A 19,727-nucleotide genomic window follows, 5' to 3' on the forward strand; every position below is an offset into this window, starting at 1 on the left:
CGGGTGCCCGGCTCGACACCGGTGGCGTGACTGGAACGCGGAGCGTCCCTGGAGGCATTCCCATGCGGGAGCGTGGGAATGGTCGGGTTAGCGGTGTCCGGCCATTAGCGTTTCTTCGGCTGCTGGCACCGCCAAACTATCAATCACATGCACGCTATACCCCTGCACATTCTTCGCATGGTGTTTAGCCTGCGATGCCATCTCCGCCAACTGGCTCGCATCGAGTTGTCCACAGGCCTGTGGATGCAAATGGACCACGCCGATCGACAATGACAACAATGGAAACTCCTGCCGCACACCCTGACGGTTCGGCGCAATAAAGCACTCGGCTTCCAAATGTTCGCTACGGTAGAAGCGTCGGCATTGGCTGTGGAAGTCGTCCAGCAACTGGTTCAACCGTTTTCGCCAGTCTTCCGGGCCGAGCACCAGCAGGAAGTCGTCGCCGCCGATATGGCCGACGAAGTCGCGGGAAGGGTCGACGCGGTCATTCAGGCATTGCGCCAGGCACAACAGGACTTCGTCTCCACGGCCGTAGCCGTAGATGTCGTTGAAGGGTTTGAAGCTGTCGATGTCGACGTAGCAGATGATCGACTCGCGCTCCTGTTGCAGCAACCGCGTCAGGCATTGCTGGATCGGTACGTTGCCGGGCAACAGGGTCAGCGGGTTGGCGTAGCGGGCTTGCTGGATTTTTAGTTCGGTAATCAGTTTGAGTACATCAATGACCCGACCCAGTCCCAGATAACTGCCGTTGAGGGTGATGATGAAATCTTCTTCGATGCGCTGGCGGGCGCGGCTGGTGATCAGGCGACTGACCTGTTGCAGTGACTGGCTCATTTCCACGGCCAGAAAGTCGTCGTTCATCAAGCGGCTGATCGGTTTGCGCGCGAACAGGTCGGTGGCAAACGGCTTGAGTAGCGCGTCTGAGAGCGAATGCCGGTGAACGATGCCGCAGGGGTGGCCTTGCTCGTCGAGCACCGCCAGGGAGTTCAGGTTGGCCTGGCGGCGGAACGCTTCCAGCACGGTGGCGGTCGGCGTATCGCGCGACACGGCCGGTTGGTCGTTGAGCAGGGCACTGAGGTCGCTGCCTTCGTCGTTAAGCGCGACGGCGGTGCTGTCGTGTTTGGGCATCAGGTTACGTGCATCCCGGGGCGGGTGCTCCTGAGGACGGCACAGCAAATAGCCCTGGACCAGGTCGACGCCCATCTCGGTCAACACCGCGAGCTCTTCCGGCAATTCGATACCTTCGGCAATCACTTGGGCCCGCGAGGCTTTGGCGATTTGCAGGATCGAGCCGACAAATTCGCGTTTGAGCGCGTCCTGGTGAATCCCGTCGATGAAATGGCGATCAATCTTCACGTAATCCGGACGCAGCTCGGACCACAATCGCAAGCTTGAATACCCCGCCCCCAGATCATCCAGTGCGATGGAAAAGCCCATCGCCCGATAGTGATGCAGCGCGTTTTGCAGCAACTGGAAATCGTCGGTCGGGGTCTGTTCAGTGAGTTCGATGACCACCTGACTCGGTGGAATACCGAAATCCTGCAGCAGTTGCAGCGTGCGCCCAGGCTGGTGGGCGGCTTCGAGCAGGGATTCCGGGGAGACATTGAGAAACAGCTTGCCTGGCAGTTGCTGTTCGTTGAAACGTCGGCAAGCACTTTCACGGCAAGCGATTTCCAGCTCGCTCAAGCGACCGGCCTGGCGCGCCACGGAGAACAAGGCGATGGGGGAGTGCAGCGGGCTGTTCGAAGGGCCGCGAGTAAGGGCTTCATAGCCGACAATGCGTCGCTCGGAGAGGGAAATGATCGGCTGGAACAGGCTGTGCAAGCCGCTTTGAGCCAGTATGGAACTCAAGGCACTCAGCTGTTCTGTCATGGTCATGGCAATCTCGGGGCGATAAAAAAGGACTGGGAGCAGCCTCTTTTCAGAGGTGCTCCCAGTCCCTTATTTCACGACAGAATGATGACTGTTTGATGACGCTCCGGGGAGCGTCAGCATTAAATTGCCATCATCGTGATTGTAACAACTTAGTGCTTGGCGACCGCGCTGTTGAGTTTCAGGTAGTCCAGCAGGATCCGACCGGTCTCGCTCAGGTAGGCGTCGTCTTCTGGCTTGGTCTTGTCCGGCTCGGCCGCGATGGCGTCTTCGTCTTCTTTCTTCAGCTCTTTGAGCGGCTCTTCGCCCTTGGCCTTGCGACGGATGTTTTCCATGGCCAGTTGTTTGGCTTCGATATCGGTGTGTTGTGCACGACGATCCGCTTCATTGAGGCTGACGGTTTTTTCTGCCATCAGTTTCTGCGCCAGGGCCAGTTTGTCGCGGATAAACACGAACTCCGCGTCTTTGGCCGAACGCACGTCATGCTCGGACTTGAGTTGCGAGAGGTACGGTTTGAACGGGTCGACCGCAGGCTTGATGGCCGCATGGATGGTGTCCCACGGCATGGCTTCCGGCAGGGCGCTTTCGCCGATTTCCTTGGTGTCGATAATCGACGGGTAATCGATGTCCGGCAGTACGCCCTGATGCTGGGTGCTCTGGCCGGAAACCCGGTAGAACTTGGCCAGGGTCAGTTTCAGTTCGCCGTGGTTCAGCGGCTGAATGGTCTGCACGGTGCCTTTGCCGAAGGTCTGGCCGCCGATGATCAACGCGCGGTGGTAGTCCTGCATGGCGCCGGCAAAAATCTCCGAAGCCGAGGCGGACAAGCGGTTGACCAGCAACGCCATCGGGCCTTTGTAGAACGCGCCCGGGTTTTCGTCTTCCAGCACGTCGACACGGCCGTCGGCATTACGCACCAGAACAGTAGGGCCCTTGTCGATGAACAGGCTGGTCAGTTCGGTGGCTTCCTGCAGGGAACCGCCGCCGTTGTTACGCAGGTCAATGACCACGCCGTCGACTTTTTCCTTCTGCAGCTCGGTCAGCAGTTTCTTGACGTCGCGCGTGGTGCTCTTGTAGTCCGGATCACCGGCACGGAAGGCTTTGAAGTCCAGGTAGAAGGCCGGAATCTCGATGACGCCGAGCTTGTAGTCCTTGCCGTCCTGTTTCAGGTTCAGCACGGACTTCTTCACGGCCTGGTCTTCAAGCTTCACCGCTTCGCGGGTGATCGGCACGATCTTGGAAGTCTGGTCGTTAGGCGCATTGCTGGCCGGAATGACTTCCAGGCGCACCACGGTGCCTTTCGGGCCGCGGATCAGCTTGACCACTTCGTCGAGACGCCAGCCGACCACGTCGACCATCTCTTTGTTGCCTTGGGCAACACCAATGATCTTGTCGGCCGGAGCAACCAGTTTGGTTTTGTCGGCCGGGCCTGCCGGCACCAGACGCACGACTTTCACCTGGTCGTTATCGCTCTGCAACACAGCGCCGATGCCCTCCAGGGACAGGCTCATGTTGATGTCGAAGTTCTCCGCGTTATCCGGCGACAGATAGTTGGTGTGCGGGTCGTAGGACATGGCGAAGGTGTTGATGTACGCCTGGAAGATGTCTTCCGCGCGGGTCTGGTCCAGGCGCGCCAACTGGTTCTTGTAGCGCTTGGTCAGGGTTTCCTGGATTTGCTTGGAGTCCTTGCCTGCGATCTTCTGGCGCAGCACTTCGTCCTTGACGCGTTTGCGCCACAGGTCGTCGAGTTCGGCGGTGGACTTGAGCCAAGGCGCGTCCTTGCGGTCGATCAGCAAGGTTTCCTTGGTGGTGAAATCGATCTTGTCGACGCCTTTGTTCAACTCGGCAAGGGCGAAGTCCAGACGCGCCTTGACGCGGTCCAGGTAGCGCTTGTAGATGGTGAACCCGGCGTTCAGGTCGCCGCTTTTGAGGAAGTCGTCAAACTGGGTTTTCCATTTGTCGAATTCCGCGATGTCGCTGGCCATGAAGTAGCTGCGCGACGGGTCCAGCAGCTTGAGGTAGCTGTCGTAGATGATCACGGAGCGCGCGTCATCGAGCGGCGGCTTACTGTAGTGATGGCGCTTGAGCAATTCGACGACGTTCAGACTGGCGATTACTTCGTCACGATCAGGCTGAAGCTTGTCCCAGCTATTGGCTGCAAACGTATTGGTCGATAGCGGCAACAGGCCGATACCAATGAATAGGGCTAGGGCGGTGCCAGGGAAAAAATGCTTCATGCTGATTCGACGCGGGGACAATTGATCACGCATATTAGGCCGTCTTTGAAGTCGCCGGATCCACAAGGGCCGGTCGCATAATGCAAGAAAGCCCGAGGCTACAGCTACGGGCTCAGTCCAGACTCACTATGGAGGCACTGTGAAAGCATTGCAAGGCGTTGACGGTCAAGTGGAGTGGCTTGAAGAGCCCAGTCCTACATGCGATGTAGGACAAGTTCGCATTCGCGTGGCGGCTGCGGGTCTCAATCGCGCCGATTTGTTACAGAAAGCGGGTCTGTATCCGCCGCCGCCCGGGGCCAGTCAAGTACTGGGTCTTGAGTGTTCAGGGGTGATCAGCGAGGTCGGCCCGGGGTCTTCCTGGCAGGTCGGAGATCGGGTTTGCGCCTTGCTGGCCGGGGGCGGGATGGCCGAAGAGGTAGTTGTCGACGGACGGCATGTGTTGCCAGTGCCAGACGGTTTGTCACTGGTCGAGGCGGCAGCACTGCCCGAAGTGTATGCAACCGTCTGGCTGAATTTGTATCAACTCGCGGCGCTTAAACCGGGTGAGAAAGTTCTTCTGCACGCCGGAGCAAGTGGAATTGGTTCAGCCGCCATTCAGCTGTGCAAGGCGTTTGGCAACCCGTGCTGGGTCAGCGTCGGTTCTGCCGAGCGTCTGGCTTACTGTGAGGCGCTGGGGGCGCAGGGCGGGGTGGTGCGCAAGGGTGGCCTGGACAGTTTGAATGACCTGGGGCCATTCGATGTGATCCTCGACCCGGTTGGCGGTCATTACGCGGCGCTGAACCTCAAGCTGCTGGCCCGAGATGGACGTTGGGTGCTGATCGGCCTGATGGGCGGCCGTGAGGCGCAGCTGGACCTGGCGCAAGTGCTGGCCAAGCGTGTGCAACTGCTGGGGTCGACCTTGCGCAGTCGCGACGATCAGTTCAAGGCGGACTTGTTCAGCGATTTGAGCCAGCACGTCTGGCCACTGTTTGCCGAGGGGCGTTTGAGCCCGCAGTTGGCCAGGACGTTCCCGATCAAGGATGCCGAAGCGGCGTTTGCCGAATTGGCGAGCAACACGGTGGCGGGGAAGCTGGTGCTGGTGATCGACGAAAGCCTGGTTTGACAATACAAAACCTGTGGGAGCGTGGCTTGCCCGCGATTCAGGCGACGCGGTGTATCAGTCAGACCGCGTCATCGTTCATCGCGGGCAAGCCACGCTCCCACAAGGTAATTTATGTTACTTCCAGAGATGGATCGGCCAGCCGGCTTTTTCGGCGTGCCCAAGCAGCACCGGATCCGGGTTTACCACGTGTGGGAAATCTACCTTCAGCAACAACGGCAAATCGTTACGAGAGTCGGAATAAAAACTCGCGCCTTCGAGGTTTTCCTCTTCCGCATCCAGCCATTCCAGCAATCGGATGATCTTGCCTTCGCGGTAGGTCAGCGTGCCCACGGTGTGGCCGCTGTACACGCCATGCGCCACTTCCAGTTCGATGCCGAGAATCTCGTCGATGCCCAGGCGATTGGCAATCGGCTTCACCAGGTGCGTGCCGGACGCCGAGATCACCAGAATCCGGTCGCCGGCCTTGCGGTGGGCGGCGATGGCCTTGGTCGCGTCGCTGAAGATAATCGGCTCGATGAAGTCCTCCACCCAAGGCCCGACCAAGTGCTCAACCTCTTCCGGCGTGCGGCCGATCATCGGTTCCAGGCTGAAGGTCATGTAGTCCTCCATTCGCAACTTGCCGTGGCTGTAGGCGTCCATCAGTTCGTTGTTCTGACGCATGAACGACTCGGGATCGACCCAGCCCAGTCGACCCATTTGCTCGCTCCAGAGGGTGGCGCAGTCGCCGTGGATCAAGGTTTCATCCAGATCAAAAATTGCCAGGGCCATTAGTGCAGTTCTCTCTTCAACATCAGCAAGGTCATCAGGCTACCTCACACAGGGCCGTCGGATCGATGGAAAGCGCCAGGCGCTGACCATCGGGATGCAGGTCGGCCGCCGAGCGGTTGAGCACATCTACCACCAATTCCACACCACGGGCTTCGACCCGGTACCGAATCACGTTGCCCAGCAAACTGTGGCTGCGCACCTGGGCATCCAGTTGGCCGTTCAGGCTCAGCTCGATGGCTTCCGGGCGAATGGCGATGCGGTGGCTGATTGGCCGTTGCAGCAGCTTCGAGGCGCTGTCGGCATCCAGCAGGTTGTAGTTGCCGATGAAACCGGCGGCAAAGACATCCACCGGGGCGGTGTACAGGGTTTCGGCGTCGCCGCTTTGTACGATCTTTCCCTGATTCATCAGGAAAATCCGGTCTGACATGGTCAGCGCTTCTTCCTGATCGTGTGTGACAAAGATCGTGGTCAGGCCCAGTTCACGCTGGATCTGACGGATCTGTTCGCGCAGGTGCTTGCGAATCCGTGCATCGAGGGCTGACAGCGGTTCGTCCAGCAACAACAAGCGTGGCCGGGTCACCAGTGAACGGGCGAGGGCGACGCGCTGGCATTGGCCGCCGGACAGTTGATGCGGATATCGAGCGGCGAAGTCGTTCAACTCCACCAAACTGAGCACTTCGGCGACGCGCTTCTGGCTGTCGTCGGCGTTGACCTTCTGCATCCGCAGGCCGAAGGCGACGTTTTGTTCCACCGTCATGTTCGGAAACAGCGCATAGCTCTGAAACACCATGCCGATTCCGCGTTTCTGCGGGCTCAGGGGAACGAGGTCCTGGCCATCGAGCAGGATCTTGCCGCCATCGACCGAGGTCAGGCCGGCGATGCAGCGCAGCAGCGTGGACTTGCCGCAACCGGACGGGCCGAGCAGGGTAACGAATTCACCTTTCTGGATTTCGCAGTTGATGTCGCTGAATACTGTGGTGCCGGCCTGCCTTGATGATGAGTAGCTCTTTTGAAGATGTTGGACGCTCACATAGCTCATTCGCTTTTGTCCTTGTTCAAGATATTGGCCGCCCAGGTCAGAACCAGCACAAAGAGGAAGTAGGAAATCACCAGTGCGCTGGTGAAGTGGCCGCTGCTGTTGCGCATGTTGTTGAGGTAGACCTGCAGGGTTTCGTAGCGGGTGCCGACGAGGATGTTGGCGAACACGAACTCGCCGAACAGGAACGAGAACGACAGCAGCAACGCCACCATCAAGCCTTTGCGCAGGTTCGGCAGCACCACCAGGAAGGCCGCTTGCCAGGTGCTGGCGCCGAGCAGTTGGGCGGCGTCCATCAAGTCGCTCAGGTTGATCGCTTGCAAGTTGTTGGTGATGGCCCGGTACATGAACGGCAGGGCAATCGTGAAATAGCAGCCAATCAGAATCCACGGCGTGCCGACCATCGCGAAAGGCCCCGACCCGTAGAGTTGCAACAGCCCCACCGAAGACACTACCGGCGGCACCGCGAAGGGCAGCAGGATCAGAATGTTCATCAATGCGTCGAGTTTCGGGAAATGGTAATGCACCACAAACAGCAGCGGCAGAATCAGCACCACCGACAGGATCAGCGCACCGACGCAGACCAGTAGCGATTGACCGAAAGCGTTCAGAAAGCGCGGATCGCTCCACAGCTGCACGTACCATTTGATGCTGAAGCCGCTGGGCAGGATAGTTGCCGACCAACTGCTGGAGATCGAATAGATGAACGTGCCGAGCAGCGGCAACAACAGAATGGCAAACAGCAGGTACACCACGACGCGGTGGTAAACGCCCACGGGGCCCAGTTCAGCGCGAGACATGGTAACTCCTCTTCAACAGCAGCTGATGCACGATGGTCACCAGGGTCATCAACGCCACCAACACCACCGCCAGGGCACTGGCCAGATTCGGATCGAGGGAAATATCTCCGGACACCATTGCCGCGATGCGGATGGTCATCACGTTGAAATTGCCGGTGGTCAGTGCATACACCGTCGCGTAGGCGCCGAGGGCGTTGGCCAGCAGGATCACGAATGTGCCGAGCAGCGCTGGCGTCAGCACCGGCAAACCGATGTGCCGCCAGAACTGCCAGTCGCTGGCTCCGAGCAGTTCGGCGGACTCGCGCCAGTCTTCGCGCAAGGCATCGAACGCCGGGTAGAGCAGCAACACGCCGAGCGGAATCTGGAAGTAGGTGTAGAGAATGATCAGCCCGGTTTTCGAGTACAGGTTGAAGTCCTGAATGATCCCGGCCTGCTTGAGCATGATGGTGAAGCTGCCGTTGAAGCCCAGCAGAATGATGAACGCGAAGGCCAGTGGCACGCCGGCGAAGTTGCTGGTCATGTTGGCGAAGGCGTTGACGAAGTTGCGCAGTTTCGAGTCGACCCGACGCAGGGAGTAGGCGCCCAGCACCGCGATGATGATCCCGAATACGCTGGACCAGAAACTGATCTCAAGGCTGTACTGGATCGCCTGCAAATAGAACTTTGAATTGAAGATCTTGGTGAAGTTGGCCAGGCCCCAGCCAAACTCTTCCGATTCCAGGCTGTTGATCATCACCCAGATCAGCGGGGCGATTTCGAACACGATAAAGAACACTACAAAGGGCACAAGACACAACGCCGCCAGCCACTTGCCACGGGTATTGGCATTCACTTGAGCAGCTCCCGGCACACAGGTTTGTCGTGGGCGACGCCCAGCAGTTCGCAGACGGTGCCGCAGATTTCAGTCTGTTTCGGCGTAGCGCTGGTGTTCAAGCTGAACGCATCGCCGAGGACAAACAGTGGCACTTCGCGTTCTTCCGGCAACAGGCCGTTGTGGGATCGGTCGTTGTTCATGCCGTGGTCGGCCGTCACCAGTACTTGATAACCGGCGTCGAGCCAGGTGCGCAGGTAGTCGGCCAGGATGATGTCGGCCGAACGGGCGCTGTTGCGGTATTGCGGGGTGTCGAGGCCGTGTTTGTGCCCGGCGTCGTCGATGTTCATGGGGTGGATCAATAGAAAGTTCGGCGCATGACGCAAGCGCAGGTTTTCGGCGTCGGCGAACAGGTGCGAATCCGGGTAGTGGTCGTTCCAGTAAAAGTGACCGTGCTGGATCGGCAGGTTCTCGTCGTCGGTGTGACGGTCCCGTGCGGCAATAAACGGCGAGCGGTTGTACAGCTCACTGACCCAGTGATAAGCCGCCGCAGCGGTTTTCAGGCCGGCGTCGGTGGCGTAGTGATAGATGCTGCGCTGGTTGGACAGGCGCGAGACATTGTTGTGAACGATGCCGCTCTCGATCGGCGGGACGCCGGTGAGAATGCATTCGTACAAGGGGCGAGACAGGGCCGGCAGTTCGCACTCCAGTTTGTAGAGCGCTGCGCGTCCTGCGCCGACGTAGGCCTGCAGGTGCCCCATGGTGTGGCGCGCGACCTCGTAATTGAGGCCGTCGAGCACGACAAGGATGACGTTGTGCTTCATAGGGGCAAAAACTCCGCGAAACAGGATGTCGAAAATCTTGAAGTCAATTCAATCCCATGTGGGAGCGAGCTTGCTCGCGATGGCGGAGGACCCGTCAGCATCAATGTTGACGGTCAGTCCGCCATCGCGAGCAAGCTCGCTCCCACAGGGATCTCCATTAGATCTCCAGATGGGGATCTACCGCATTACTGCATATTGATGATGACTTCTTCTTGCCACTTCTGAGGAAGGGCTTTGGAGGTCTTTTCCCATGCGTCCGCGTCTTTGATCGGCGTCACGTTTTTGTACTGCTCGTTAGGCAGCAGCTTGGACTTCACGTCGGCCGGCAATGTGATGTGCTCGGCACGGATCGGACGCGCGTTGCCTTTTGCCAGGTTGATCTGGCCGGCGTCGCTGAAGATGTATTCGCGGGCCAGCTTGGCGGCGTTCGGGTTTTTTGCGTATTTGTTGATGATGGTGGTGTAGCCGGAAATCACCGAACCATCGGATGGAATCAGCACTACGTAGTCATCCGGGTTGGCCATCTTGGCCCTGTAGCTCAGGCCGTTGAAGTCCCAGACCACGCCGACTTCGATTTCACCCTTCTCCATGGTGGCAATCGTCGGGTTGGCCATGGACAGGCGACCCTGCTTGGCGATTTCGGCGAACAGTTTCAGGGCCGGTTCAAGGTTTGCCTCGTTACCGCCATTGGCCAATGCCGCTGCCAATACACCGTTGGCCGCCTGGGCCGCCGTGCTCACGTCACCGATGGAAACCTTGTATTTGCCGCCCTTGAGGTCAGCCCACTTGGTCGGTGCTTCGGAACCGTGCAGCAGTTTTTTGTTGACGATAAACGCGATGGAGCCGGTGTAGGCCAGTGCCCAGTTGCCGTCCTTGTCCTTGGCCCAGGCGGGAACCTGATCCCAGGTCGTCGGCTTGTACGGTTGAACCACACCTTGCTTGACCGCGATCGGGCCGAACGCTGCGCCCACGTCACCGATGTCGGCGCTGGCGTTGTCTTTTTCAGCGGCGAACTTGGCGATTTCCTGTGCCGAGCTCATGTCGGTGTCGATGTGCTTGAGGCCGTAGGTTTTGGCCAGGTCTTCCCAGGTGCCTTTCCAGTTGGCCCAGTCATCGGGCATGCCGACGCTGTTGACGGCGCCTTCCGCTTTCGCAGCGGCTTCGAGGGTTTTCAAATCATCAGCCGCCATGGCGGCGGTGCACATGGCAATGGTCGAGCCTAACAGTGATGCCAGGAAAAGCTTTTTCATCCGAAGCTCCTTTGGGCGTTTTCAACGCTGCGATTGCGGTTGTGTTGGTCTAGGTCAGCAATACCTGAGCCAATTTAGGTGGGCTCGATGACACTTTCATGTCGGTCGTCGCCCGGCAGCACAATTATTTGCCCGGTATTGGCAGGTGCCAGATAAGCGTAGACCATGGGCAAAGGCCCGGTGAACAAGGGACTTGGCCGATGTATTGCAGGGCTTGAAGCGACCGTGGGCATGACCGTTGGGTAGCTTTGTCATCGATCAGTCATCTGCACTGCCTACGCTTGCAGGATGAAAATGAGCCGGGGTTACAGTGCGGTTCTGCCCCGAAACTGTGCTGGTCTAGTCCAGATAGGTAACGTTGATGCGTGATGAGGCAACAAAAGCGGTGACAGCCATAGGTCAGGTCCTGCAGGAACAGCTCGACCACGGTCTGTTGCCGCCCGGCAGCAAGCTACCGGCCGAGCGCAAGCTCAGTGAGTTGTTCGGGACCACGCGGATTACCGTGCGTGAGGCGCTGTTGCAGTTGGAAGCGCAGGGGCAGATTTATCGCGAGGAGCGTCGCGGCTGGTTCGTTTCACCACCGCGCCTGGCCTATAACCTGATGCAGCGCAGTCACTTTCACGCGATGGTCAGTGCGCAGGGGCGGGTGCCGTCCACCGAGGTGATTTCGGCGCGGTTGCAGCCGGCGTCAGCGGCGGTGTGCGCCTGGTTGCAATTGCCGGCGCTGTCGAGCGTGATCCAGATTTGCCGCGCGCGACGCATTGATGAGCGGCTGGTGTTGTACGTGGAGCACTATCTGAACCCGCAGTATTTTCCGGGGATTCTCGAGTTTGATTTGAATCAGTCGATCACCGAGTTGTACGCACGGCATTACGATTTGCACTACGGGCGGGTGCGTTTCGAAATTGTGCCAACGTCGCTCTCGGCGGATGCGGCCGCCGCGCTACGGGTGTCAGTGGGCAGCCCGGGACTGCGCATCGCCCGGGTCAACTACGATCAGCATGAGCGGCTGATCGATTGTGACCTGGAGTTTTGGCGTCATGATGCGATTCACGTCGGGGTGGATGTGGTCTGATCGTTTTCGGTCTGCGGTCCACCACCAGCGGTCACCACCTGCACGCTCATGCGCGGCATCGCCAGGTCCATCCCTGCGTCGTCCAGATGACGCTTGAGCGACAGGTTGAATGCCCGTGAAACCTCCCACTGTTTGATCGGCGCGGTTTTGAACCGGGCGCGAAGAATCGCGTTGCCGGACTCGAAGCTTTCAACCCCCTGGAACTCCAGCGGCGACCAGATGTTGCGCCGTTGCAGCGGGTCGGTGCGCATTTTCTGGCCGACTTCGCGCATCAACTTGATGGCCTCATCGATGTTCATGCTGGCGGGCACGGCCACGCGGAAAATGGCGTAGCCGAATTCCCGGGAGTAGTTCTTGATGCTTTTGATTTCGCTGAACGGAATGGTGTGGACGATGCCGTCGATGTCCCGCAGGCGCACGGTGCGGATGGTCAACCCTTCGACGGTGCCCAGGTGACCGCCGACGTCCACGTAGTCGTCGATGGCCAAGGAGTCTTCGATGATGATGAACAGTCCGGTGATCAGGTCTGCCACCAGAGACTGCGCGCCGAAACCGATGGCCAGGCCGATGACACCGGCACCGGCCAGCAATGGCGTGACGTTCATGCCCATGTTCGCCAGCGCGACGATCAGCGCGACAATGAAAATCGCCACGAACAACACGTTGCGGATCAGCGGCATCATCGTCTGCGCGCGGGCATTGGCCAGGCCTTTGCGTGAACGGGTGAGCGCGTGGTGCACGGCGGTGTCGCTGAGGATCCAGATCAGCCAGGCGAAAATCAGCGTGCCGGCAAGGCTGAACAGTTTGACGCTGACCTCATGGCCTTCACCTTCGGTGAACGAGATCAACGACATGCCCCAGACCCGCAGGCCGAGTTCGATGAACGCCAGCCACACCAGCAAGTGGGCGAGGGTATAGAAGAAGTTTTTCAGCCGTTCCGAATACAGCGCGTGGCGCTTCACACCGCGTTGCGGTTTGAGGGCATGGCGCCGCACCAGCCCGTTGATGACCATGCACAACACCAGCAGCACGGTACAGATCAGCGACTGACGCAAGGCGGTGCTGGTGTCGCCGGCCGAGACGAACGTGGCGAACAGCGAGACGCCCACCAGCACCAGTGCCGGGACATACCAGTAGGTGCCGAGGATCTCGATGGTATCGCTCAGCGCGCGCCGGGTCAGGCGTCGGGACAGCGGCTGATTGCGGATCAAATGCGCGATCGGCCGGCGGAACCGCATGATGAACAGCCCGGTGGACAACGCCGCCATGACGTTGGCGGCCGTCGCGGCCGTATGGGCCAGATGACTGCCAAGGCCGGCGACCAGTCTGGGGTCGTTCAGCGCTTCACCGAACGCGGCGAAACTGCCGATCAGCCATAACGGCCGGAACGCCTGGTGTCGCAGGATGTACAAGGCGCGGTGGCGGTGTGGGCCATCGAGCAGGGAGAACGCGATCACGCAGATTGCCGAGAAACAGGTGCCGACCACCAGCGCATAAGCCAGCACCATGGCCAGGCTTTTGCCCAGCGATGAGGGCAGGGCGTAACTCATGTAGACGGTGATCACCAACGCGATCATCCATGGCCCGAGCTTGCGCAGGGCGAAGCGCAACATGTCCAGCGCCTTGGGGTGTTGCGGCAATTCTTCGGTCAGGCCGAAGCGCATCCGCACCCGATGACTGACCCAGATCAGGGCTGCTGCCAACAGGCTCCAGACCATCAGGATCATGGCGAAGGCGAAGATGATCGGCAGCCATTCACTGGCGGGAAGCAGCAACGCAGACAGCTCATCGCGAGCCAGGCCAAACTCTTCAGACCAGCGATTGAGCGGGCTATCGGCCCCGGAGAATTGTTTTTCAAACGTGGCCAACGTGCCGCCGATCAAGCCCAGTACGCCTTCTTCGGCGGCGGGTTGGGCTTTTTTGGTGGCGTCGCGCAGCTTCTTCAGGTCCGCGAGCAGCTTGGTGCGCTGCTGATCGTTTTCCAGCGACTTGATGACTTCGTCGAGCGATTGCCCCAACGGGACTTGCGCCTCTGGCTGGGCTTTCGTCGAACCGCCGAGCAAGCTCGGCAAACCGGCCGCCTGGGCAGGTGCCATCGGCAGCAGCACCAAGAGGGCAGGCAAGGAAGAGAACACGGCAGGGCGAAAAGACGAGCGAGCACTAGGCGGTCAACCTCGGGATGAACGGATTGGCCGAGTGTACGAGCCCGTCTAAATCAATGCGAGCCAGGGGAGGATTTATTCGTTGAGTTTGGCGAGGATTTTAATCACCACGGTGGCGAGGATCGTCATCATGCCGATCCACATGGCAAACACGCCGGCGTTTTTGTCACGAAAGTTGAAGCCGAGGGCCAGCAGGATCATCCCGGCGAGGATCGGGATCAGCATGGCGTGAAACGAAGACAACGAGATCATGGAGACAGCCTTGTCAGGAGGGATAATTTAAGTCTAGGTGGCTTTTGGGTGACCGAGGGTGATGTGTATCAGAAATGAGCCGGTCTGAGCAGAGCGCTCGCTCCCACATGATTCGTATCAACCAGTAGGGAGCGAGCCTGCTCGCGAAGCCTTTCAGCGGCTACGGCAATTCCTGGCAGGCATAGAACGCGCTCAGGACTTTGACCAGGTGCGCCAGGTCGTGGCTGCCGCACAGTTCGCGGATCGAGTGCATGGCAAACGTCGGCAGGCCGATGTCCACGGTACGTACGCCCAGGTGGCTGGCGGTGATCGGGCCGATGGTCGAGCCACATCCCATGTCGCTACGCACCACAAAGCTTTGCACCGGTACTTCTTCGGCCATGCACAGGTGGCGGAAGAAGCCGGCGGTTTCGCTGTTGGTGGCGTAGCGCTGGTTGCTGTTGACCTTGATCACCGGGCCGGCGTTGAGTTTCGGGCCGTGGTTGGCGTCGTGCTTATCGGCGTAGTTCGGGTGCACGCCGTGGGCATTGTCGGCCGACACCAGCAGGGATTTCTGGATGGTGCGCACGAACTCGTCACCTTCAGGCAACAGGCGACGCAACGTCTGCTCGAGCATCGGGCCATCGGCGCCGCAGGCCGAGCAGGAACCGACTTCTTCGTGATCGTTGCAGACCAGCACACAGGTTTCGTCCGTTTCGGCGGTCAGCAAAGCTTGCAGGCCGGCGTAGCACGACAGCAGGTTATCCAGGCGCGCCCCGGCGATGAAGTCACCATGCAGACCGATGACCGCAGCGCTTTGGGTGTCGTAGAAACTCAACTCGTAGTCAAGAACGACATCGGCGTTCAAACCATGCTCGAGCGCCAACTGATTGGTCAGTACGGCGCGGAAGTCCACGCGCTCGTCACCGGCGAATTGCGCAAGGATCGGCGGCAGTTCGGTTTGCGCGTTGATCGCCCAGCCCATGTTGGCTTCACGGTTGAGGTGAATGGCCAGATTGGGGATGGTGGCGATGGGCGCCTTGAAATCGATCAACTGGCTTTCGACCTTGCCATCACGGCGGAAGGTCACGCGGCCGGCAAGGGACAGGTCACGGTCGAACCACGGCGCCAGCAACGCACCGCCATAGACTTCGACGCCCAATTGCCAGAAACCCTGGCGTTGCAGCTCCGGCTGGGGCTTGACCCGCAGGCATGGGCTGTCGGTGTGCGCGCCCACCAGGCGAATACCGCCATGCAGTGGCGAATGACGGCCCATCTTGAACGCGACAATCGAGGAGTCGTTACGGGTGACGTAGTAGCGACCGTTGGCTTCGGTGGTCCATGGCTCGCGTTCGTCGAGGCGTTGATAGCCCGCCGCTTCCAGCCGTTGAACAAGGCTGGCGGTGGCATGGAACGGGGTAGGGGAGGCCTTGAGGAAGTCGATCAGGCCTTGGTTCAACTCTTCGCGCATAAGAAGCTCCAGACAGCAGTGGCACCAGTTTAACGTATTGGTCAGAGAATTGGCGGTGGGCTGCGGGTGTGGAAAATCACTTGTAGGAGCCGAGCTTGCTCGCGATGACGATGCCACATTCAACGTGGATGTCGGCTGACAGACCGCCTATCGCGAGCAAGCTCAGCTCCTACAGGTTAATCATCGGCTGTCAGAACGGTGCCGGGCACTCGAAGCGCAAACGTTCGCCGGTTTGCGGATGAGTAAAGCTCAGCATGCTGGCGTGCAGGCACAGGCGCGGCCAGGCGGCCAGGGCTTGCTCGTGGGCGTAGAGCCCGTCACCCAACAGCGGGTGGCCAATGGAAAGCATGTGCACGCGCAGTTGGTGCGAGCGGCCGGTGATCGGCGTCAGTTCGACGCGGCACCAGTCGCCGCAGCGCTCCAGCACACGCCAGAATGTCAGGGCGTTTTTACCGAATTCGTGGTCGACCACATGACGAGGCTTGGTCGGCGGATCGTAGCGCAGTGGCAAGTCGATGCTGCCGCTGTCCAGTTCCGGTTGGCCCCAGCACAGGGCGGTGTAGGCCTTTTCGGTTTCGCGATCGTGAAATTGCCGAGACAACTCGCGATGGGTGTCCGGGTCGCGGGCCAGCAGAATGATGCCGGAGGTTTCCCAGTCCAGACGATGGACGATTCGCGCTTCCGGGTAGCCGTTTTCCTGCAGGCGGGTAATCAGGCAGTCCTTGTTGTCATCGGCCCGGCCGGGCACGGAGAGCAACAGGGTCGGTTTGTTCACCACCAGTACGGCGGCGTCCTGATGGATGATGTGAACGTTGGACAACGGCATTAAAACAGCCTCGTAACAAACGCCAACGGCGGCTCAGAACCTCGCACCCTGTAGGCGCCGAGCTTGCTCGCGATAGCGGTAGTTCATTCAACATCGTCGTTGAATGTAAAACCGTCATCGCGAGCAAGCTCGGCTCCTGCAGGGGCAAGCCTGAGCCGCCGTGGCTACCGCTGGATCGATTAACGATCCGGCAGGGTGATGTTGAGTTCCAGAATCGAGCAACTGCCCTGGTTTTCCAGAGCGACGTGCACGTCATCGGACCCGATGTTGACGTACTTGCGGATCACTTCGACCAATTCCTTCTGCAAGGCTGGCAGGTAGTCCGGGGTACTGCGCTGGCCGCGTTCATGCGCCACGATAATCTGTAGACGCTCTTTCGCTACCGATGCGGTACTTGGCTTCTTGTTGGCACGAAAGAAGTCAAAAATGTTCATTACCTACCTCAAACAGGCGCTCGAAGAATCCCTTCTTCGTTACATCGAGAAAACGATGTTCCTTTTCTTTGCCCAAGAGGCGATCAACCGTGTCGCTGTAGGCCTGACCTGCATCGCTCTGGTCGTCAAGAATCACTGGCACGCCCTGGTTGGAAGCCTTGAGCACCGCCTGGGATTCCGGAATCACGCCGAGCAATTTGATCGAAAGGATTTCCTTGACGTCTTCGACGCTGAGCATTTCGCCTTTTTCGACACGTTCCGGGTGGTAGCGGGTAATCAGCAGGTGTTCCTTGATCTGCTCTTCACCACGTTCGGCACGACGGGACTTGCTGGCCAGCAAGCCGAGCATGCGGTCCGAGTCACGTACCGAGGACACTTCCGGGTTGGTCACGACAATCGCTTCATCAGCGAAATACATGGCCAGGTGGGCGCCTTTCTCGATGCCCGCCGGAGAGTCGCAGACCACGAATTCGAAGTCTTCTTTCAACGCCATCAGGACTTTTTCCACGCCTTCAGTGGTCAGCGCGTCTTTGTCCCGAGTCTGGCTGGCGGCCAGTACGTAAAGGTTTTCCAGGCGTTTGTCTTTGATCAGCGCCTGTTGCAGGTTGGCTTCGCCATTGACCACGTTGACGAAGTCATACACGACGCGGCGTTCGCAACCCATGATCAGGTCGAGGTTACGCAGGCCGACGTCGAAGTCGACGATAACTGTTTTGTGACCACGCAGAGCGAGGCCGGTACCGATAGCGGCGCTGGTGGTGGTCTTACCCACACCACCCTTGCCGGATGTAACCACGAGAATCTTGGCCAAGGTGTTTCACCCCTAAGGAAAAAGGACTTTTAGCCCCTGAAAAACATCTCTTGAAAAACTACTGCAGTCGGACAGCCTTGGCTGGAATTCGGTCCTGGGCGGGGTTTACCTCCGGTAAACACTGCCTTTGGCCGTTTTCCTACTTCGTTTGAGCCGTTTTCGCTACGTTTTAGAGATGCTTGGAAAATGCGGCAGTATCCGTTAAAGCCGAATGATGTTCAACACGTCGCCGGACAGGCTGACCTGTACGCCCGCACCCCACAAGGGATCGCGACGCAGATCCTCGGAAACCTTGTAGTGGCCTGCGATGGACACCAGTTCAGCGCTCATTTGCTGACAAAAAATCCTGGCTTTCGTGTCGCCTTTGACGCCGGCCAATACCCGGCCGCGCATAGGGCCGTATACATGGATGTTCCCATCGGCGAGAAGTTCCGCACCCGGGCTGACCGAGGAAATCACCACCAGATCGCAGCCTTGTGCATAAATCTGCTGACCGCCGCGTACGGGCGAAGTGATGATTTTCGTCGGTTTGATAGTCGGTTCCGGTGGTTTTTCCGGTTTTTCTTCACCTGGCCTTCGAGCGGATCAAGCGGGCGCTCACGGGCACCGGACGGCGGCAGCACCGGCAGATCGACCGCAATGGCGGCAGCGATGTCTTCGATGCGGCTGGCGCGGATGGCCAGGGTACGCAGGCCGTGTTGACGGCAGACACGCATCAGGGCCGGCAAGTCCACCGCGCCTTCGCTGGCCGGGAGCTTGTCCAGGGCCAGCACCAGCGGGGCGTTGCTGAAAAAGTTGGGTGCCTGTGCGACCTTGGCGGCCAGTTGCCGATCAAGGTTCTCGAGGTCGTTGCGGGCCAGTTCCAGCACCGTAATGGCAAGCATGCTGCCCTTCAACTGGAACACGGGATCCTGGTCTTGCAGTTCGGTTTGGCTCATGGTCGGCATACAACGGCTTGTCACTAAAAGTGCCGAGACTTATAACGAGAACGCCCGCAAGCCGCAAGCCGGGTCGAACGATGTAGAATGCCCGGCCATTGTCTTTCCGGAACCTTTAATGGATCGCCCGCGTTTTCGAACAGCATTTCTTTCTCCGCGTTTCTGGCCGCTGTGGTGTGGCTTGGGGCTGTTGTGGCTGGTTGTGCAGTTGCCGTATCCGGCGTTGCTGTTTATCGGTCGCCTCTTGGGGGCCGTGATGTATCGCCTGGCCGGCGACCGACGGCGCATTGCCAAACGCAATCTCGAACTGTGTTTCCCTGAGAAATCGCCCGCCGAGCGCAAGCGGCTGCTCAAGGAAAACTTTGCCTCCACCGGTATCGCCTTCTTCGAAATGGCGATGAGTTGGTGGTGGTCGCGTCAGCGCCTGGCCAAACTGGCCCATGTCGAAGGACTGGAGCACCTGAAAAAGGCTCAGCTCGAGGGCAAGGGCGTGATCCTGATGGCGGTGCATTTCACCACGCTGGAAATCGGCGCGGCGCTGTTGGGGCAGCAGCACACCATCGACGGCATGTACCGCGAACACAAAAATCCGCTGTTCGACTACATCCAGCGCCGTGGTCGCGAGCGGCACAACCTCGATTCGCTGGCCGTAGAGCGCGACGATGTGCGCGGCATGCTCAAATTGCTGCGCGCGGGCAGGGCGATCTGGTACGCGCCGGACCAGGATTACGGCGCCAAACAAAGTATTTTCGTGCCGCTGTTCGGCATTCAGGCCGCAACGGTCACCGCCACCAGCAAGTTTGCCCGGTTGGGCAAGGCGTTGGTGGTGCCGTTCACTCAGGAGCGCCTGGCGGACGGTAGCGGCTATCGACTGGTGATTCATGCGCCACTCGAAGGGTTCCCCGGCGAAACCGAAGAGGCCGATTGCATCCGCATCAATCAGTGGGTCGAAGGCGCCTTGCGCGAATGCCCGGAGCAATACCTCTGGGCTCACCGCCGCTTCAAGAGCCGTCCACCGGGCGAGCCGAAGCTGTACAAAAACGCGGTTGAGTGACCGATCCCTTTAAGCGCCATGGAGTGTT

The 19,727-nt window shown here is 59.4% G+C and carries 17 protein-coding genes and 1 pseudogene; 3 read left to right on the plus strand and 15 right to left on the minus strand.

Annotation, left to right across the window (positions count from 1 at the left end; translation table 11 throughout):
• Positions 1-87 precede the first annotated feature (87 nt).
• Together AB4N76_RS22775 and AB4N76_RS22780 are read right to left on the minus strand one after the other, a co-directional pair.
• Positions 88-1,878: a bifunctional diguanylate cyclase/phosphodiesterase gene (locus AB4N76_RS22775; RefSeq protein ID WP_046027133.1), complete on the minus strand. Its 1,791-nt coding sequence runs from the start codon at positions 1,876-1,878 to the stop codon at positions 88-90.
• A gap of 146 nt (positions 1,879-2,024) precedes the next feature.
• Positions 2,025-4,106, minus strand: coding sequence for a carboxy terminal-processing peptidase (locus AB4N76_RS22780; RefSeq protein ID WP_175649011.1), 2,082 nt, complete (start codon positions 4,104-4,106; stop codon positions 2,025-2,027).
• A gap of 139 nt (positions 4,107-4,245) precedes the next feature.
• On the opposite strand from AB4N76_RS22780, the gene AB4N76_RS22785 reads away from it, so the two are divergent.
• A complete protein-coding gene (locus AB4N76_RS22785; protein ID WP_460163554.1) occupies positions 4,246-5,208 on the plus strand; it encodes an NAD(P)H-quinone oxidoreductase in 963 nt (320 codons plus the stop codon).
• Between the two features lie 114 nt (positions 5,209-5,322).
• On the opposite strand, the gene AB4N76_RS22790 is transcribed toward AB4N76_RS22785, so the two are convergent.
• The 6 genes from AB4N76_RS22790 to AB4N76_RS22815 all read right to left on the minus strand — a co-directional run bounded on the left by AB4N76_RS22790 (position 5,323) and on the right by AB4N76_RS22815 (position 10,697).
• Complete coding sequence (locus AB4N76_RS22790) at positions 5,323-5,976, minus strand: HAD family hydrolase (protein WP_046027130.1); 654 nt, start codon at positions 5,974-5,976, stop codon at positions 5,323-5,325.
• Positions 5,977-6,010: 34 nt separating this feature from the next.
• Positions 6,011-7,015 (minus strand): ABC transporter ATP-binding protein, encoded by a 1,005-nt coding sequence (locus tag AB4N76_RS22795; RefSeq protein WP_046027129.1) that lies wholly within the window; start codon positions 7,013-7,015, stop codon positions 6,011-6,013.
• Positions 7,012-7,812: an ABC transporter permease gene (locus AB4N76_RS22800; RefSeq protein WP_046027128.1), complete on the minus strand. Its 801-nt coding sequence runs from the start codon at positions 7,810-7,812 to the stop codon at positions 7,012-7,014. The genes AB4N76_RS22795 and AB4N76_RS22800 overlap by 4 nt, the downstream gene beginning before the upstream one ends.
• Positions 7,799-8,644, minus strand: a complete 846-nt coding sequence (locus AB4N76_RS22805) for an ABC transporter permease (protein WP_460163555.1) — start codon at positions 8,642-8,644, stop codon at positions 7,799-7,801. Before AB4N76_RS22805 ends, AB4N76_RS22800 begins: the two co-directional genes overlap by 14 nt.
• Positions 8,641-9,447, minus strand: coding sequence for an alkaline phosphatase family protein (locus AB4N76_RS22810; RefSeq protein WP_046027126.1), 807 nt, complete (start codon positions 9,445-9,447; stop codon positions 8,641-8,643). Before AB4N76_RS22810 ends, AB4N76_RS22805 begins: the two co-directional genes overlap by 4 nt.
• A 185-nt stretch (positions 9,448-9,632) precedes the next feature.
• Complete coding sequence (locus tag AB4N76_RS22815; RefSeq protein ID WP_046027125.1) at positions 9,633-10,697, minus strand: ABC transporter substrate-binding protein; 1,065 nt, start codon at positions 10,695-10,697, stop codon at positions 9,633-9,635.
• Between the two features lie 361 nt (positions 10,698-11,058).
• Between AB4N76_RS22815 and AB4N76_RS22820 the strand changes: the two genes are divergently transcribed.
• Positions 11,059-11,772: a UTRA domain-containing protein gene (locus tag AB4N76_RS22820; RefSeq protein WP_077430616.1), complete on the plus strand. Its 714-nt coding sequence runs from the start codon at positions 11,059-11,061 to the stop codon at positions 11,770-11,772.
• Here the strand turns inward: AB4N76_RS22820 and AB4N76_RS22825 are convergent.
• The 7 genes and pseudogenes from AB4N76_RS22825 to minC form a co-directional block, all read right to left on the minus strand.
• Positions 11,748-13,895 carry a mechanosensitive ion channel family protein gene (locus AB4N76_RS22825; protein WP_460163556.1) on the minus strand — a complete coding sequence of 716 codons (2,148 nt, stop codon included), beginning with the start codon at positions 13,893-13,895 and terminating at the stop codon, positions 11,748-11,750. The genes AB4N76_RS22820 and AB4N76_RS22825 overlap by 25 nt on opposite strands.
• 114 nt (positions 13,896-14,009) lie before the next feature.
• Positions 14,010-14,186, minus strand: coding sequence for a hypothetical protein (locus AB4N76_RS22830; protein ID WP_175648953.1), 177 nt, complete (start codon positions 14,184-14,186; stop codon positions 14,010-14,012).
• A 160-nt stretch (positions 14,187-14,346) separates the two neighbouring features.
• Positions 14,347-15,636 carry a M18 family aminopeptidase gene (locus AB4N76_RS22835; protein ID WP_109787711.1) on the minus strand — a complete coding sequence of 430 codons (1,290 nt, stop codon included), beginning with the start codon at positions 15,634-15,636 and terminating at the stop codon, positions 14,347-14,349.
• Between the two features lie 190 nt (positions 15,637-15,826).
• On the minus strand, positions 15,827-16,462 hold the full coding sequence (locus AB4N76_RS22840; RefSeq protein WP_046027121.1) for an RluA family pseudouridine synthase: 636 nt from the start codon (positions 16,460-16,462) through the stop codon (positions 15,827-15,829).
• A 179-nt stretch (positions 16,463-16,641) separates the two neighbouring features.
• Complete coding sequence (gene minE, locus AB4N76_RS22845; RefSeq protein ID WP_007944431.1) at positions 16,642-16,896, minus strand: cell division topological specificity factor MinE; 255 nt, start codon at positions 16,894-16,896, stop codon at positions 16,642-16,644.
• Positions 16,883-17,707 carry a septum site-determining protein MinD gene (gene minD, locus AB4N76_RS22850; protein WP_460163557.1) on the minus strand — a complete coding sequence of 275 codons (825 nt, stop codon included), beginning with the start codon at positions 17,705-17,707 and terminating at the stop codon, positions 16,883-16,885. Before minD ends, minE begins: the two co-directional genes overlap by 14 nt.
• 201 nt (positions 17,708-17,908) lie before the next feature.
• Positions 17,909-18,645, minus strand: a pseudogene (gene minC / locus AB4N76_RS22855) (septum site-determining protein MinC).
• Between the two features lie 118 nt (positions 18,646-18,763).
• Here minC and AB4N76_RS22860 point away from each other — a divergent pair.
• The gene (locus tag AB4N76_RS22860; RefSeq protein WP_460163558.1) at positions 18,764-19,699 is read left to right on the plus strand and encodes a lipid A biosynthesis lauroyl acyltransferase; all 936 of its coding nucleotides are present in this window, start codon (positions 18,764-18,766) and stop codon (positions 19,697-19,699) included.
• Positions 19,700-19,727 lie beyond the last annotated feature (28 nt).

It is taken from the genome of Pseudomonas sp. S2_F03, from assembly GCF_054668335.1.

Excerpts from the sequence above, each read along its gene's own strand:
- AB4N76_RS22775 (WP_046027133.1), bottom strand. The coding sequence starts at position 1,878 with ATGACCATGACAGAACAGCTGAGTGCCTTGAGTTCCATACTGGCTCAA.
- AB4N76_RS22780 (WP_175649011.1), bottom strand. The coding sequence starts at position 4,106 with ATGAAGCATTTTTTCCCTGGCACCGCCCTAGCCCTATTCATTGGTATC.
- AB4N76_RS22790 (WP_046027130.1), bottom strand. The coding sequence starts at position 5,976 with ATGGCCCTGGCAATTTTTGATCTGGATGAAACCTTGATCCACGGCGAC.
- AB4N76_RS22795 (WP_046027129.1), bottom strand. The coding sequence starts at position 7,015 with ATGAGCTATGTGAGCGTCCAACATCTTCAAAAGAGCTACTCATCATCA.
- AB4N76_RS22800 (WP_046027128.1), bottom strand. The coding sequence starts at position 7,812 with ATGTCTCGCGCTGAACTGGGCCCCGTGGGCGTTTACCACCGCGTCGTG.
- AB4N76_RS22810 (WP_046027126.1), bottom strand. The coding sequence starts at position 9,447 with ATGAAGCACAACGTCATCCTTGTCGTGCTCGACGGCCTCAATTACGAG.
- AB4N76_RS22815 (WP_046027125.1), bottom strand. The coding sequence starts at position 10,697 with ATGAAAAAGCTTTTCCTGGCATCACTGTTAGGCTCGACCATTGCCATG.
- AB4N76_RS22820 (WP_077430616.1), top strand. The coding sequence starts at position 11,059 with ATGCGTGATGAGGCAACAAAAGCGGTGACAGCCATAGGTCAGGTCCTG.
- AB4N76_RS22830 (WP_175648953.1), bottom strand. The coding sequence starts at position 14,186 with ATGATCTCGTTGTCTTCGTTTCACGCCATGCTGATCCCGATCCTCGCC.
- AB4N76_RS22835 (WP_109787711.1), bottom strand. The coding sequence starts at position 15,636 with ATGCGCGAAGAGTTGAACCAAGGCCTGATCGACTTCCTCAAGGCCTCC.
- AB4N76_RS22840 (WP_046027121.1), bottom strand. The coding sequence starts at position 16,462 with ATGCCGTTGTCCAACGTTCACATCATCCATCAGGACGCCGCCGTACTG.
- minE (WP_007944431.1), bottom strand. The coding sequence starts at position 16,896 with ATGAACATTTTTGACTTCTTTCGTGCCAACAAGAAGCCAAGTACCGCA.
- AB4N76_RS22860 (WP_460163558.1), top strand. The coding sequence starts at position 18,764 with ATGGATCGCCCGCGTTTTCGAACAGCATTTCTTTCTCCGCGTTTCTGG.